The sequence below is a fragment of the Aeromicrobium sp. HA genome (assembly GCF_027171405.1).
In the GTDB taxonomy this organism is placed as follows: Bacteria; Actinomycetota; Actinomycetes; order Propionibacteriales; family Nocardioidaceae; genus Aeromicrobium; species Aeromicrobium tamlense.
The window spans coordinates 2,449,149-2,463,475 of sequence record NZ_CP114372.1; the positions used below are offsets into that span (position 1 = coordinate 2,449,149).

General features: G+C 72.5%; 11 protein-coding genes. 2 read left to right on the forward strand and 9 right to left on the reverse strand.

Annotated elements, in window-relative coordinates:
* The 7 genes from O3S82_RS12070 to O3S82_RS12100 form a co-directional block, all read right to left on the reverse strand.
* Positions 1–2,991 carry a hypothetical protein gene (locus O3S82_RS12070; RefSeq protein WP_269303096.1) on the reverse strand — a complete coding sequence of 997 codons (2,991 nt, stop codon included), beginning with the start codon at positions 2,989–2,991 and terminating at the stop codon, positions 1–3.
* A gap of 62 nt (positions 2,992–3,053) precedes the next feature.
* Complete coding sequence (gene proB, locus O3S82_RS12075; RefSeq protein ID WP_269303098.1) at positions 3,054–4,139, reverse strand: glutamate 5-kinase; 1,086 nt, start codon at positions 4,137–4,139, stop codon at positions 3,054–3,056.
* The gene (gene obgE, locus O3S82_RS12080) at positions 4,136–5,719 is read right to left on the reverse strand and encodes a GTPase ObgE (RefSeq protein ID WP_179423568.1); all 1,584 of its coding nucleotides are present in this window, start codon (positions 5,717–5,719) and stop codon (positions 4,136–4,138) included. Before obgE ends, proB begins: the two co-directional genes overlap by 4 nt.
* 103 nt (positions 5,720–5,822) lie before the next feature.
* Positions 5,823–6,077, reverse strand: coding sequence for a 50S ribosomal protein L27 (gene rpmA / locus O3S82_RS12085; protein ID WP_179423566.1), 255 nt, complete (start codon positions 6,075–6,077; stop codon positions 5,823–5,825).
* A 12-nt stretch (positions 6,078–6,089) separates the two neighbouring features.
* Positions 6,090–6,395: a 50S ribosomal protein L21 gene (rplU, locus tag O3S82_RS12090; protein WP_179427982.1), complete on the reverse strand. Its 306-nt coding sequence runs from the start codon at positions 6,393–6,395 to the stop codon at positions 6,090–6,092.
* A gap of 84 nt (positions 6,396–6,479) precedes the next feature.
* Positions 6,480–8,792, reverse strand: a complete 2,313-nt coding sequence (locus tag O3S82_RS12095) for an Rne/Rng family ribonuclease (protein ID WP_269303101.1) — start codon at positions 8,790–8,792, stop codon at positions 6,480–6,482.
* 138 nt (positions 8,793–8,930) lie between these two features.
* Positions 8,931–9,707 (reverse strand): TIGR03936 family radical SAM-associated protein, encoded by a 777-nt coding sequence (locus tag O3S82_RS12100; protein WP_269303103.1) that lies wholly within the window; start codon positions 9,705–9,707, stop codon positions 8,931–8,933.
* 66 nt (positions 9,708–9,773) lie between these two features.
* Between O3S82_RS12100 and O3S82_RS12105 the strand changes: the two genes are divergently transcribed.
* Both O3S82_RS12105 and O3S82_RS12110 read left to right on the forward strand, forming a co-directional pair.
* On the forward strand, positions 9,774–10,586 hold the full coding sequence (locus O3S82_RS12105; protein ID WP_269303105.1) for a CAP domain-containing protein: 813 nt from the start codon (positions 9,774–9,776) through the stop codon (positions 10,584–10,586).
* A gap of 55 nt (positions 10,587–10,641) precedes the next feature.
* Positions 10,642–11,856 (forward strand): MFS transporter, encoded by a 1,215-nt coding sequence (locus tag O3S82_RS12110; RefSeq protein WP_269303107.1) that lies wholly within the window; start codon positions 10,642–10,644, stop codon positions 11,854–11,856.
* Positions 11,857–11,987: 131 nt separating this feature from the next.
* On the opposite strand, the gene O3S82_RS12115 is transcribed toward O3S82_RS12110, so the two are convergent.
* Positions 11,988–12,383 carry a hypothetical protein gene (locus tag O3S82_RS12115; RefSeq protein ID WP_179423558.1) on the reverse strand — a complete coding sequence of 132 codons (396 nt, stop codon included), beginning with the start codon at positions 12,381–12,383 and terminating at the stop codon, positions 11,988–11,990.
* Position 12,384: 1 nt separating this feature from the next.
* Positions 12,385–14,316: a TIGR03960 family B12-binding radical SAM protein gene (locus O3S82_RS12120; RefSeq protein ID WP_269303110.1), complete on the reverse strand. Its 1,932-nt coding sequence runs from the start codon at positions 14,314–14,316 to the stop codon at positions 12,385–12,387.
* Between the last annotated feature and the right edge of the window lie 11 nt (positions 14,317–14,327).

Here is a 14,327-nt window from a genome sequence, read left to right on the forward strand (position 1 = left end):
TCAGGTGGGCGGGAGCGCGTCGGCCCGGGCCGGATCCGTCGGGCAGACGTGCACGGGCTCCCCCGTCCACGCCGCGATCGCGGTGCGGTACTCCGGGGAGTGCTGGTAGCCGCCATGCGTCATCACGAGCGAGCCGGGATCGCCCGAGTCCGCGGGCCGCACCTCGAGCGTCGGGACGTCGAACACGGGGTGGTCGCGGTCGGAGTAGACGCGGTAGCCGAGCGGGTCGCCGCGGCGGAACAGGTTGACCCAGTGCGTCGGATCGCCGAGCTGGTGCCGCAGGCCGGTCGGCGCGGGCGACGCCTGCGGCCGTCCGTCGGGCACGTCCGGCCAGGCCTCGCCCAGCCTCGTCGGGCCCGGCGTCGGCACGTAGCCCAGGGCCGACGGACCCGCCGCCGCGGGGAACACGCGACCGTAGATCGCGCGGACCTGGCTGCCGTACGTGAGCAGCCGCAGTCGCGACGCCTGGCCGTTCAGGCGGCACGCCACCGCCACGCAGATCAGCGAGCCCTGACTGTGTCCGGACAGGACGACCGCCCGCTTCGGGTCGTCGCCCAGCGCCCAGCGTGCCCGCGCCGTGACCTCAGGGACGACCCGCTCGGCGTAGCAGGGCGGTGCGAAGGGATGGGCCGCCCGCGGCCAGAACGTGGTGACGTCCCACAGGATGCCCACGTTGCGGCGCGCCGTCGGCGATCGCCGGACCCGCGCGCCGGCCATCATCAGGCCGATGCTGCCGAGCAGCGCGACGTAGAGCGAGATCGTCGCGAGCGGCCGCAGCCCCGGGTAGACCGACCACGGCGCCCGGCCTCCCGATGAGAGGGCGAGCGTCGCCACGGCCAGGGCCGTCGTCACCATCCCCGAGCCGTCCAGCAGACGCTCGGCGCGGTGGGCCAGGCCCGCCGCGAGGCGCGCGTCGGTCACTCCGTCGCGATCCTGCGACGGCACCCGGAGGCTGTCGCGGCCCACGAGCCGCCGAATCGCGGGACCGGCCTTCGTCCGGTAGCGGACCACCATCACGACGGTCAGCAGGCCGCCCAGCACGAGCATCGAGGACTGCATGAGCGGCGTCCACACGAGCACCTGGGGCACGACGATCGGCGTCTGCGGCGGATCGGAGACCTTGAGCGCCACCTTCCCGTCGGCGGCCTTGACACGCAGGCACGGCACGAGCGCGTCGTCGCGGACGCAGGAGGGCGAGACGTCGAGGGCGCCGGCGGTCCGGAACCCCTTCGACTCGCCCGTGCACGGCTCCTGCGCCGGGTACGCGGGGTCGTCGGCACGACCGAAGCACGACCCGACCAGCCGGACCGTCCGCGTGCCCGGCGGCAGCACGAGGACGGCTCGGTCGACGAGCGTCGAGGCCAAGGAGTAGGAGGCCACGCCGTCGCTCTCCCGGGACAGTGCGTCGGCACGGATGGTGCCGTGGGTGACCCGCACGGCACCGCTCTCCAGGACGATGCGGGCTCCCTGCAGGCGGATGTCGCCGGACAGCGCCAGCCGCCGCTCCCCCTGCGCCGAGACGGGTGACCGCTCGTTGCGCACGGTGATGAGGTCGGCCACGGTCTGGGTGTCGCCGTTGAGGAAGTTCGCCGCGGCCACCGCTCCCGCCGACGTGAACAGCAGCGCCACCATCGTCGCGGCGCCGAGCATCACCGAGGCCCCCGCACCGCCCCAGGCCACGCGGCGATTGCGCTCCCTGCGGCTGCGGTTCCGGTGGAACATCAGCAGCACGACCCACGCCGCGACCGTCTCGACCGCCAGCACCCACGCGGGCACGAGCCAGCCGGACGCCACGACGAGCAGCACGCCGAGGACCACGACGCACGTCCAGCGCAGCCGCACGCGCCCGCCGACGAACACGATGACGTGCACGATCGTCAGCAGCACGAACAGCCCGATGAACCACAGGTTGGAGCCGTACCAGGCCAGGTCCTGCTGCGCGAAGGGCAGCTCGACCGTCCACAGCACGGCCAGGTGCACCACCACGACGCCGAGCGCCGCCCAGGCCAGGGCGTCGAGCGGCAGCCGTCGCATCATCCGTCCCGGACCCGTCCACGGGAAGACGCGGCGGCTGAGCCGTCCCTGGTGCGGCCGGTCGCGGTACTCCAGGTCGTCCTGGTCGACCGCCATCGTCCGCAGCACGACGACCGCCATGATGGCCGCCGCCGCCAGCGTCGTCGGCCACACCCGGGACGGCCCCTCGCGCACCAGCACGTGGATGCCGGTGAACAGCACGACCGTGGTCAGGCCGGCGGCGACGTGCAGGCGCTGCAGCCGGCGTGTGCGCTGCTCGCCCCGCCACATCAGGGGGTGCTCGAGGATGCTGGCCCGAGGCCGGCCACGCTCCTCATCAGTCATCGTCACGTCCGCCTCGTGCACCGCCGCCTCGTAGCGCGCGAGGCTCTGGAACGACAGCGCGACGAGCGTGAGCAGGGCACCGAGCGGGACCAGCGACATCACCGCGATGCGGGCGCCGGCCGACAGTCCGGCCACGCGGTCGAGCGCGTCGGGCAGGACGGGGCAGGCCACGGCGTTCGCGCGGAAGCACTGCCAGGCGACGAGGTCGATCGCGACGAAGCAGACGGTCAGCATCGCGATCACGGTGAGCAGCAGCGCGCTGATCCGGACGGCACGCATCCCCCACCGGGCCTGCCCGCTGTCCTCGCCGGCCTGGGTCCGTGCCCAGAACGCGAGGTTCACCAGCGCGAACGGCAGCAGGACGAGCCACAGGACCCGGGTCACCCAGCCGAGCACGCCGCGCACGCCCGAGGTGAGCTCGCCCCACGAGTAGGCCTCGAGTGCCATCCCGCGCGGCAGCGTGCGCAGCGGTGGGTCGGCGCCGTCGCGGATGCGGTAGAAGCCGGTCCGTCCGTCACCGGCGACCTGGACGACCTCGTCGGCCGGGACGCCCAGCATCAAGTCCGTCGGCGTGCCGCGCACGCCGTGCACGCGCAGCTCCATCACGACCGTGCTGGCGTCCTGACCGGACATGACCGACCTCCTGGGGTGACCGTGTCACCGAAGGAGAGTCACGGGCAAGCCCGCCTGATGCGTCAGGAGACGAGGATGAGGTCGTCGCGGTGGATGACCGCGCGCTCGCGCTCGGGACCGTGCTCGGCGGCGAGCTCGGCCGTGGAGCGGCCCAGCATGCCGGGCAGCTCGTCGCTGTCGTAGTTGACCAGGCCGCGCGCGATGACGGCGCCGTCGGGATCGACCACGTCGACGGGGTCGCCGGCGGAGAAGTCGCCCTCCACGCCCACGATCCCGGCGGCCAGCAGCGAGGCGCCGCGGTCGACGAGCGCCCGGCGCGCGCCCGCGTCGAGCAGCAGCCGACCTCTGGTCTCGCTGGCGTGCGCGAGCCACAGCAGGCGCGTGCCGCGTCGCTTGCCGGTGGGCTCGAACAGCGTGCCGACGGGCTCGCCCTCGACCGCCTCGACCGCACGGGCGGCCGAGGTGAGGCGGACGGGGATGCCGGCGGCCGTGGCGATCCGCGCGGCGTCGAGCTTCGTGACCATGCCTCCGGTGCCGACGGCCGAGCCGACGCGCGCGACGTCGATGTCGGCGAGGTCGGCCTCGGACCGCACCGTGGCGATCGGCCGGGAGTCGGGCAGGTCGGGGTGGCCCGTGTAGAGGCCGTCGACGTCGGACAGCAGGATCAACTGGTCGGCGTGGACGAGGTGGGCCACGAGCGCGGCCAGCCGGTCGTTGTCGCCGAAGCGGATCTCGGAGGTGGCGACCGTGTCGTTCTCGTTGACGACCGGCACGACGCCCAGCTCGAGCAGCTTCGCGAAGGTCTGGTGCGCGTTGCGGTAGTGGCTGCGGCGCGTGACGTCATCGACGGTGAGCAGCACCTGGCCGACGACCAGGCCCGCGGCCGCGAAGGCCTCGGAGTAGTGCGCGATCAGCGCGCGCTGGCCGACGGCGGCCGCGGCCTGCTGCGTGGGCAGGTCGCGGGGACGGCGCGGCAGGCCCAGGGGGCCGAGGCCGGCGGCGATGGCACCGGACGAGACCAGGACGACCTCGTCACCGCGGGCACGCACCGTGACGACGGCGTCGACGACGGTGCCGATGCGGTCGGGGTCGAGGTGTCCGTCCGGCGTCGTCAGCGACGAGGAGCCGACCTTGACGACGACCCTCACCGCAGGTCCTCGTCGTCGAGCTCGTCGTCGCCGGGGTACTCCTCACCGATCGTCCAGTCCTCGAGGACCGTGCTGGGGTCGAACGGCTCGGGCTCGCGGCCCTCGGCACGCAGCGCGGCCGCCTCGAGCTCCCAGGCGCGACGGGCGGCGAGCAGCTCGCGACGCTCGGCGTTCGTGCGGCGCGTGCTCTGGTCGATGCGCAGGTCCTCGCCGCGACGGCCGAGCACCTCGGCGCCGGCGGTGATCGTGGGATCGAAGTCGAACACGACCTCGTCGCGGCCCACCTCGCCGGCGTGCGCGGCACCGATGACGATGTCGTCGCCGGCCTTGGCGCCCAGGCCGAGCAGCTCGTCCTCGACGCCGAGGCGGTTGAGCCGGTCGGCGAGGAAGCCGACGGCCTCGTCGTTGCTGAAGTCGGTCTGGCGGACCCAGCGGGCGGGCTTCTCGCCGACGACGTGCCAGCGGCCGTCGATCTGCCTGACCTCGAACTCGCGGCCCACGCCCGACGGCGCCGGCGGGCGCAGCACGATGCGGGTGGCCTCGCGCTTCGGCTCGGCGGCGCGACGCGCGGCGACGATCTCGGCCATCGCGAACGACAGCTCGCGCAGGCCGGCATGGCTGGCCGCGGAGACCTCGAAGACGCGCAGGCCGCGCTCGCGCAGCTCGCCGATCACGAACTCGGCGATCTGGGCGGCGTCGGGGACGTCGGTCTTGTTGAGGGCGACGAGACGGGGACGGTCGCTGAAGTCGACGTCGGCGTACTCGCCGTAGCGCGCGAGCTCGGTCTCGATCACGTCGAGGTCGCTGAGCGGGTCACGGCCGGGCTCGACGGTGGCGCAGTCGATCACGTGCACCAGCGCGGCGCAGCGCTCGACATGGCGCAGGAAGTCGTGACCGAGGCCGCGACCCTCGCTGGCGCCCTCGATGAGGCCGGGCACGTCGGCGACGGTGAAGGTGGTGTCGCCCGCGCGCACGACGCCGAGGTTCGGCACCAGCGTGGTGAACGGGTAGTCGGCGATCTTGGGACGGGCGCGCGAGAGCGAGGCGATGAGACTGGACTTGCCGGCCGAGGGGAAGCCGATGAGGCCGATGTCGGCCACGACCTTCAGCTCGAGCGTGACCGTGCGCTCCTCGCCCGGCTCGCCCTTGAGCGCGAAGCCGGGTGCCTTGCGCTTGCTCGACGCGAGGGCGGCGTTGCCCAGACCGCCGCGACCGCCGGCCGCGATGACCAGGGAGGTGCCGGCGCCGACCAGGTCGGCCAGGATCTCGCCGCTCTCGTCGCGGATCACCGTGCCGTCGGGGACCTTCAGGACGAGGTCGTCGCCGTTGGCGCCGTTGCGGTTCGAGCCCGCCCCGGGCGCGCCGCTGGTGGCCTTGCGGTGGGGCTCGTGGTGGTAGTCGATCAGCGTGGTGACGTCGGACGCGACGACCAGGACGACGTCGCCGCCGTGCCCGCCGTTGCCGCCGTCGGGACCGCCGAGGGGCTTGAACTTCTCACGGTGGACCGACGCGACGCCGTGCCCACCGTTGCCGCCCGAGACGTGCAGGGTCACCTGGTCAACGAACGTGGGGATCGCCATGGGTGTCTCCTGGATGCGTCTGGGTGGGGAACGAGCCCCGAGAGGGAAATGAGAAGGGGGCAGTCCGCATCAGCGGACCGCCCCCTTCAGGAGGATCTGCGTGTCACTGCTCCGGAACGATGTTCACGACGCGACGGCCGCGCTTCGTGCCGAACTCGACCGCGCCGGGGGCGAGGGCGAACAGCGTGTCGTCGCCACCGCGACCGACGTTGGAGCCGGGGTGGAAGTGGGTGCCGCGCTGACGGACGATGATCTCGCCCGCGTTGACCAGCTGGCCGCCGAAACGCTTGACGCCGAGGCGTTGGGCGTTGGAGTCGCGACCGTTCTTGGTGGAGGCTGCGCCCTTCTTGTGTGCCATGTCGTCAGTCCCTTACTTGCTGATTCCGGTGATCTTGACCTGGGTGTACTTCTGACGGTGACCCTGGCGCTTCTTGTAACCGGTCTTGTTCTTGTACTTCTGGATGATGATCTTGGGGCCCTTGGCGCCGCCGATCACCTCGGCGTCGACCTTGACCTTGGAGGCGTCGGCACCGGCCGTCACCTGGTCACCGTCGACCACCATGACGGCGGCGAGCTGGACGGTGTCGCCCTCGGTCGCCTGGACCTGGTCGATCGAGATGACGTCGCCGACCGCGACCTTGGCCTGGCCGCCGCCATTGCGCACGATTGCGTACACCACGGGATTCCTCACTCTGTACTTACTGAAAAAGACTGGGTCGTGAAAGTCTGAAGGGCGCGCCGAGCGCACCGACTGTCGATTCTACTCGGGCGCCCCATCGTCGGTCAAAACGGGGGCGTCGGAAGCCTGCGCGGGCTGCTCCTGGGCCTGGGCTTCCGCGGGCTTCGGGGCGTCCTGCTGCGGTGCCTCGTCCTGGGGCTGCTCGTCCTTCGGCTGCTCGTCCTTCGGCTGCTCGTCCTTGGACTGGTCGCCCTTGTCCGAGCGCTGCTGGCGTCCGCCACCGTTGTTGCCACCGCCACCGTTGCCGCCGCCGTTGCCGCGGTTCGAGCGGCCGCCACGACGTCCACGCCGCTGGCCCTCGTCCTTCTTCGGCTCGACCGGCGCGTCCTGAATGACGACACCCCGGCCGTTGCACTCCTCGCAGTCGTGGCTGAACGACTCGAGCAGGCCCGTGCCGATGCGCTTGCGGGTCATCTGGACCAGGCCCAGCGAGGTGACCTCGGCGACCTGGTGACGCGTGCGGTCGCGACCGAGGCACTCGACGAGACGGCGCATGACGAGGTCGCGGTTGCTCTCCAGGACCATGTCGATGAAGTCGATGACGATGATGCCGCCGAGGTCGCGCAGCCGGAGCTGGCGCACGATCTCCTCGGCCGCTTCGAGGTTGTTCTTGGTGACGGTCTCCTCGAGGTTGCCGCCCGAGCCGGTGAACCGGCCCGTGTTGACGTCGACGACGACCATGGCCTCGGTGCGGTCGATGACCAGCGAGCCGCCGGACGGCAGGTGGACCTTGCGGTCGAGCGCCTTGTGGATCTGCTCGTCGAGGCGACGGGCGGCGAAGATGTCCTCATCGCCGTCCCAGCGCTTCACCCGCTCCTCGAGGTCGGGCGCGACGTGCGCGACGTAGCCCGCCACCATGTCCCAGGCCTCGTCGCCCTGGATCGTCAGTGACGCGAAGTCCTCGTTGAACAGGTCACGGATGACCTTGATCATCAGGTCGGGCTCGGAGTAGAGCAGCTGGGGCGCCTTGCCGGCGGTCACCTTGCTCTCGATGTCCTCCCAGCGGGCGGTCAGCGCGGCGATGTCGCGCTGCAGCTGATCCTCGGTGGCGCCCTCCGCCGCCGTGCGGACGATGACGCCGGCGCTCTCGGGCAGGGCCTCCTTCAGCAGGCCCTTGAGGCGCGCGCGCTCGTTCTCGGGCAGCTTGCGGCTGATGCCGTTGCTGCCACCGCCGGGCACGTAGACCAGGAAGCGTCCGGGCAGGCTGATCTGGCTGGTCAGGCGGGCGCCCTTCTGGCCGATCGGGTCCTTGGAGACCTGGACGAGCACGGTCTGCCCGGGCTGGAGCGCGTCCTCGATCTTGCGCTGCTTGCCGTTCTGGATGTTCGACCAGTCGACCTCGCCGGCGTAGATGACCGCGTTGCGGCCCGCACCGATGTCGACGAACGCCGCCTCCATGCTGGGCAGCACGTTCTGGACCTTGCCCAGGTAGACGTTGCCGATGAGCGAGGTCTGCGACTCGCGGGCGACGTAGTGCTCGACGAGGACGCCGTCCTCGAGCACCGCGATCTGCGTGTAGTCGTCGCGCTGGCGCACGACCATCTCCCGCTCGACGGCCTCGCGGCGGGCGAGGAACTCGGCCTCGCTGACGATGGGCGCGCGGCGGCGGCCGGCCTCGCGGCCCTCGCGGCGGCGCTGCTTCTTGGCCTCGAGGCGGGTGGAGCCGGTGACGCCCGTGATCTCGTCCTCGGCGGTGCGCCCCTCGCGGACCTTCACGACGGTGTTCTCGGGATCGTCGGGCGAGCCCTCGGCGCCCTCGCCCGCCCGGGCGCGGCGACGGCGACGACGGGTGGAGCCGGAGCCGGACTGCTCGTCGTCACCGGACTCGGAGGAGTCCTTGTCCTTCGACTGGGCGTCGTCGGAGCCGGACTCGGAGTCGTCGTCGGTGGTGTCCTGGTCGCTCTTGCGGCGGCGACGGCCTCCGCGGCGGCGACGGCGGCGGCCGCCCTCGCTGCCGTCGTCGTCCGAGCCGTCCTCGTCGTCGTCGGAGTCCGAACCGGAGTCGGCGTCGTCGGTCTCGGGGCGCTTGCGCTCGAGCGGCGGGGCCAGCTCGGTGGGCGGGGCCTGGAACATCGCGCCGACCGGCGGGCGCGTGCGGACCACGGGAGCGGGCTCGTCGGCCTCGCCGTCCTCGGCGTCCTCGTCCTCGTCGATCACCGGTTCGGGCTCGGGCTCCTCCTCGACCGGAGGCGCGAAGACCGCGGCGGGCGGCCCGGCGGGACGACCCGCGGCACGACGGCGCGTGCGGGTGGTGGTCGTGGTGGTGACGGGGGCCTCGGGGGTGTCCTCGCCGGTGGTCTCGGGCGTGTCGGCCGCGTCGTTCGGATCGAGCATGTGCTCTCCTTCGCCCGGCAGCGGCGCAGCCACCCACCGGGCTGGTCAACGGTCCCGCGGGACCTCAAGTCTGTCTGTAAGGACTCCGCCACGGCCTGTCACGCGGCGACCAGCCCGACCCGCCGCGGTCGACACCTGTCAGGGTGCGTCGCGGCCGGTGGCGAGCGGATCGCCGACCGTACCGTACTGCTCATCCAGCGGCCCTTGGTCCGAGCGGGTCGCCAGGGGCGCCTTCTCGATCGGCAGGCCGCACAGGGTGCGCAGTCCGGTGATCACGTCGTCCGGTCGTACCGACGGGGTGTCATGGCGTACGACCAGGTCCAGTATCGCACACCCGTGTGTGCCTGCCCGGGGATCGACGGCGAGACGCACGACCGCGGCCCGGCAGTCGAAGGTGCGCAGGCCCCGCTTCATCATGCGCTCGACGAGGACCTCGTCGCGGGCCAGGAAGGCCTCGACGGCGGTCCGTGCGTCCTCGGGCGAGACGTCGGGCAGCTCGATCGACCAGCGGCTGGCCTGGAGCAGGTCGGCCAGCGCGCCCCCGGGAGAGACGACCACGTCGACGACGTCGAGACCGTCGGGCAGGGCCGCGTCGAGGGCCGCGCGGACGTCGGCCGGCTCCATCGGGCGGGTCAGCCCGATCTCGGCGAACTCGGCCTCGCTGGCCGCGCCGGTGGGCGACGCCCCGGCGTAGGAGATCTTGGGGTGGGGCGTGTAGCCCGAGGAGTGGCCGATCGGCAGCGCCGCGCGCCGGATCGCGCGCTCGAAGGCGCGGGCGAAGTCGCGGTGGCTGGTGAACCGCATCCGGCCGCGCTTGGCGTAGCGGATGCGCAGCTTCTGCACGATCGGCAGCTGAGGATTGGGGGCCTCCGGATTGGGGGTGCCCTCGAGGGTCGTGCTGCCGTCGTTGCTCACCGCTCCAGCCTACGGCGCCTCGAATCACGGCTCCGACAGCCGTCGAAAGCGCGTAACATAGGTCACATGCGTCACACCATCGCCGTGCTGCTCACCGCCGGCGCCCTCGTCCTGGGCGCCGCGCCGGCAGACGCCGCGACCCCGACGAGGATCGCGGGCTTCACGAAGGCGGGCCAGGCCGTCAAGCCGGGGACCGCCCTGAAGTACTCGGTCAAGGTCACCGCGAAGGGTCGCGCGTCCAAGGCCCGCGTCGTCACGCTCCAGCGCCGCGTGAACGGCACGTGGGTCAAGGCCGACCGGGCCCGCACGAACCGCTACGGGCGCGTCGTCCTGCGCTACCGCGCCCCGGCGAAGGCCGGTGCCGCGATCGCCCTGCGGGTCCGCGTCTCGGCGAAGGGCTCGCTCAAGGCCGCCAACAGCCCGGCGAAGCGGGTCGCCGCCCGGGCGCCCTGGAAGCCGGACGCCCGGTCGCAGGAGATCCTCCGCCTCGTCAACGAGGCCCGCGCCTCCGAGCGCGAGTGCGGCACGAAGAGCTACGAGGCGCAGGCCCCGGTCTCGCTGAACCAGCGGCTGACCGCCGCCGCGCAGGGCCACGCGAAGGACATGGCCGTCCACGACTACTTCAGCCACACCGGCCGTGACGGCTCGACCGTCGCCAACCGCGCCGACCGGCAGGGCTACGCGTGGCGCGCCGTCGGGGAGAACATCGCCGCCGGGTACGACTCCCCCGCCGAGGTCATGCGCGGCTGGCTGGGCAGCCCCGGGCACTGCGCCAACCTCATGAGCGACGCCTTCACCCACCTGGGCGTCGGGTACGCCACGGACTCGTCGTCGACGTACGGCACGTACTGGGTGCAGAACCTCGGCGCGCCCCGCTGACGCCGCCCGCGCTGATCCTGACCCACCCGGCACGCCGTCCGCGGCGTGTGCGTAGATGGAGCACGTGCCCAACCAGCCCACCACTCCCGCCCCGAGCGTCGGCGGGCGCTGGCTGGTCGGAACCGCCATCGTCCTGCTCGCGCTGAACCTGCGCGTGGTGGTCGCCAGCCTCGGCGTCGTCCTGCCCGAGGTGCGCCACGACCTCGCGATGGCCCCCACCACGGCCGGGATCCTCACCACGCTGCCCGTCCTGTGCTTCGCCCTCATCGGCTTCAGCGCCGGGGGGCTCGTCCGCCGGTTCGGCCTGCATCACGCCTGCGTCGCGCTGCTGGCCGTGCTCGCGGCCGGCCTGGTCGCGCGGACCCTCCTCGACGAGACGCCCCTGTTCCTCGGCACGACCGCGATCGCCCTCGCCGGCGCGGCCGTCGGCAACGTCATCCTGCCGCCGCTGGCGAAGGTGCACTTCCCCGACCGCATCCCCCTCATCAGCGCCCTCTACGGCGCCGCGATCATGGGCGGTGCCACGATCGCCTCGATCACCACGGTGCCGATCAGCGAGGCGCTCGGCGGCTGGCGCCCCGGCCTCGCCGCGTGGGCGCTGCTGGCCGTGGTGACGATCCTGCCGTGGCTCACGCTGCTGCGGCACGACGTGCACACCGGCCCCGCCACGGCCGACCGGCTGCCGCTGCGCGAGATCACGCGGTCCCCACTGGCGTGGGCCATGGTCGCGTGCTTCGGCGCCCAGTCGGCCGCCGCGTACGCGCAGTTCGGCTGGTACCCCGAGATCCTCACCGACGGCGGCGTGGGCGAGCACCAGGCCGGCATCCTGCTGGGCGTCATCACCGGCGTCGGCATCCCGCTGACGCTCGCCCTGCCCTGGCTCATGGCCCGCACGGGCGACACCCCCGTGCTCCCGGTGTTCTTCGGCGTCGTGAGCGCCGCGGGCTGGCTCGGAGTGCTGCTGGCGCCGGCGAGCCTGCCGGTGCTGTGGTCGGTGCTGCTCGGCCTCGGCGGCGGCGCCTTCACGTGGGTGCTGGCCATGATCGGCAAGCGCACCCGCACGCCCGCGGCGACGACGGCGCTGTCCCTGCTCACGCAGGGCCTGGGCTACCTGCTGGCCGGGCTCGGCCCGTTCGGCGTCGGTGCGCTCCACGACGCCACGGGCTCGTGGACCGCGCCGCTCGTGGCGCTCATCGTGTCGGCCGGGGCGATCACGGCCGCCGGCATCGTCATCAGCCGTCCCCGGATGCTCGAGGACACGCTGCGCTAGGCGGGACCGACCGCCGCACCCGCCCCGGACCAGCTCTTGTGACGCCTTTCGCCCGTCCGAGGCGGATCCGGCCGAATCCCGTCACAAGAGTCGGGGCCGGGGCGGTCGGAGAGCCAGGGCGAAACGTCGGGCTAGTTCGAGTCGAACCGGCGGTCGAGCACGTCGATCGCGTACGACAGCACCGCGCCGGCAGTGCCGAGCACGAGGCGGGGGTGCTTCACGCCGCGGCGGACGAGGCCCTGCTCGAAGGCGCGGTCGACGGCGAATCCCACCGCCGTCGCTCCCCCGGCCAGCACCGCGACGCCCGTGCCGACGGCTGCTGACTGCGGAGCGGCGACCGGCTCGCGGTCGGCGTCGATGAGATCGGGTCGGGTGAGCGCGACGTAGGCGGCGCCGCCGGCGACCAGGCCCGTGCCCGCGACCAGCGCGAAGCGGACGGGACGCGGGGCGCGCCAGATGGGCACGATCGACGCCAGGCCCGTGAGGGCGGCGAACACCAGCGACTGGCGCGGAGACTGGTCGGCCATGTCAGACCACCGAGAGGGGCAGGAGCTTCTGGCCCGTGGGACCGATCTGGATCTCCAGATCCATCTCGGGGCACACGCCGCAGTCGAAGCACGGGGTCCAGCGGCAGTCCTCGACCTCGACGGCGCCGTCGGGGTCGATCGCGTCCTGCCAGTCCTCCCACAGCCACTCACGGTCGAGACCCGAGTCCATGTGGTCCCACGGCAGGACCTCGTCGTGGTCGCGCTCGCGCGTGGTGAACCAGTCGAGGTCGACGCCCTGCGGCTCCAGGACCTCGGCGGCCTGCTGCGCCCAGCGGTCGTAGCTGAAGTGCTCGCTCCAGCCGTCGAAGCGGCCGCCGTCGCGCCACACGGCCTCGATGACGCCGCCGACGCGACGGTCGCCGCGAGACAGCAGTCCCTCGACGATGCCGGGCTTGCCGTCGTGGTAGCGGAAGCCGATGGCCTTGCCGTAGCGCTTGTCGGACTGCACCGAGGCGCGCAGCTTGCGCAAGCGCTCGTCGGTGGTCTCGTGGTCGAGCTGCGAGGCCCACTGGAACGGCGTGTGCGGCTTGGGCACGAAGCCGCCGATCGAGACGGTGCAGCGGATGTCGCGGCGGCCAGAGACCTCGCGGCCGGTGTCGATGACGCGCTTGGCGAGCTCGCCGATCTGCAGGACGTCCTCGTCGGTCTCGGTGGGCAGGCCGCACATGAAGTAGAGCTTCACCTGGCGCCAGCCGTGCGAGAACGCCGCGGCGACGGTGCGGATCAGGTCGTCCTCGCTGACCATCTTGTTGATGACCTTGCGCATGCGGTCGCTGCCACCCTCGGGGGCGAACGTGAGGCCGGAGCGGCGGCCGTTGCGGCTGAACTCGTTGGCCAGCGTGATGTTGAAGGCGTCGACGCGGGTCGACGGCAGCGAGAGCGAGGTGTTGGTGCCCTCGTAGCGGTCGCCGAGCTGCTTGGCGACCTCGCCGATCTCGGAGTGGTCGGCGCTCGACAGGCTGAGCAGGCCGACCTCCTCGAAGCCGGACTGCTTGAGGCCGTTGTCGACCATCTGGCCGATCGTCCGGATCGAGCGCTCGCGGACGGGACGCGTGATCATGCCGGCCTGGCAGAAGCGGCAGCCGCGCGTGCAGCCGCGGAAGATCTCCACGCTGAAGCGCTCGTGCACGGTCTCGGCCAGCGGCACGAGCGGCTTCTTCGGGTACGGCCAGCTGTCGAGGTCCATCAGCGTGTGCTTCGCGACGCGGGTGGGCACGCCGGGTCGGTTCGGCACGACCGCGCCGATCTGGCCGTCGGGGCGGTACGAGACGTCGTAGAACTTCGGCACGTAGACGCCGCCGGACGCGGCCAGGCGCGCGAGCACCTCGTCGCGGCCGCCGGGACGGCCCTCGGCCTTCCACTCGCGGACGACCTCGCTGATCGCGAGGACGACCTCCTCGCCGTCTCCCATGACGGCGGCGTCGACGAAGTCGGCGATCGGCTCGGGATTGAAGGCGCTGTGGCCGCCGGCCAGGACGATCGGGTGCGACTCGTCGCGGTCGACCGCGTGCAGCGGGATGCCGGCGAGGTCGAGCGCCGTCAGCATGTTCGTGTAGCCCAGCTCGGTGGAGAAGCTGAGGCCGAAGAGGTCGAACGCGCCGACCGGGCGGTGGGCGTCGACCGTGAACTGCGGGATGCCGTGCTCGCGCAGCACGGCCTCCATGTCGGGCATGACGGCGTACGTGCGCTCGGCCAGGATGCCCTCGCGCTCGTTGAGCACTTCGTAGAGGATCTGGACGCCCTGGTTGGGCAGGCCGACCTCGTACGCGTCGGGGTACATCAGCGCCCAGCGGGCGTCGGCCTCGTCCCAGTCCTTGACGGTGGAGTTGAGCTCACCGCCGATGTACTGGATCGGCTTGGAGACTCCCGAGAGCAGCGGCTCGAGTCGGGCGTAGACGGAGTCGACAGGCATGACATCAAGGG

Bases quoted from the DNA above. Each gene is read 5' to 3' on its own strand.
- O3S82_RS12120 (WP_269303110.1), bottom strand. From the start codon at position 14,316: ATGCCTGTCGACTCCGTCTACGCCCGACTCGAGCCGCTGCTCTCGGGA.
- O3S82_RS12115 (WP_179423558.1), bottom strand. From the start codon at position 12,383: ATGGCCGACCAGTCTCCGCGCCAGTCGCTGGTGTTCGCCGCCCTCACG.
- rpmA (WP_179423566.1), bottom strand. From the start codon at position 6,077: ATGGCACACAAGAAGGGCGCAGCCTCCACCAAGAACGGTCGCGACTCC.
- O3S82_RS12110 (WP_269303107.1), top strand. From the start codon at position 10,642: ATGGAGCACGTGCCCAACCAGCCCACCACTCCCGCCCCGAGCGTCGGC.
- O3S82_RS12070 (WP_269303096.1), bottom strand. From the start codon at position 2,991: ATGTCCGGTCAGGACGCCAGCACGGTCGTGATGGAGCTGCGCGTGCAC.
- O3S82_RS12105 (WP_269303105.1), top strand. From the start codon at position 9,774: ATGCGTCACACCATCGCCGTGCTGCTCACCGCCGGCGCCCTCGTCCTG.
- obgE (WP_179423568.1), bottom strand. From the start codon at position 5,719: ATGGCGATCCCCACGTTCGTTGACCAGGTGACCCTGCACGTCTCGGGC.
- O3S82_RS12095 (WP_269303101.1), bottom strand. From the start codon at position 8,792: ATGCTCGATCCGAACGACGCGGCCGACACGCCCGAGACCACCGGCGAG.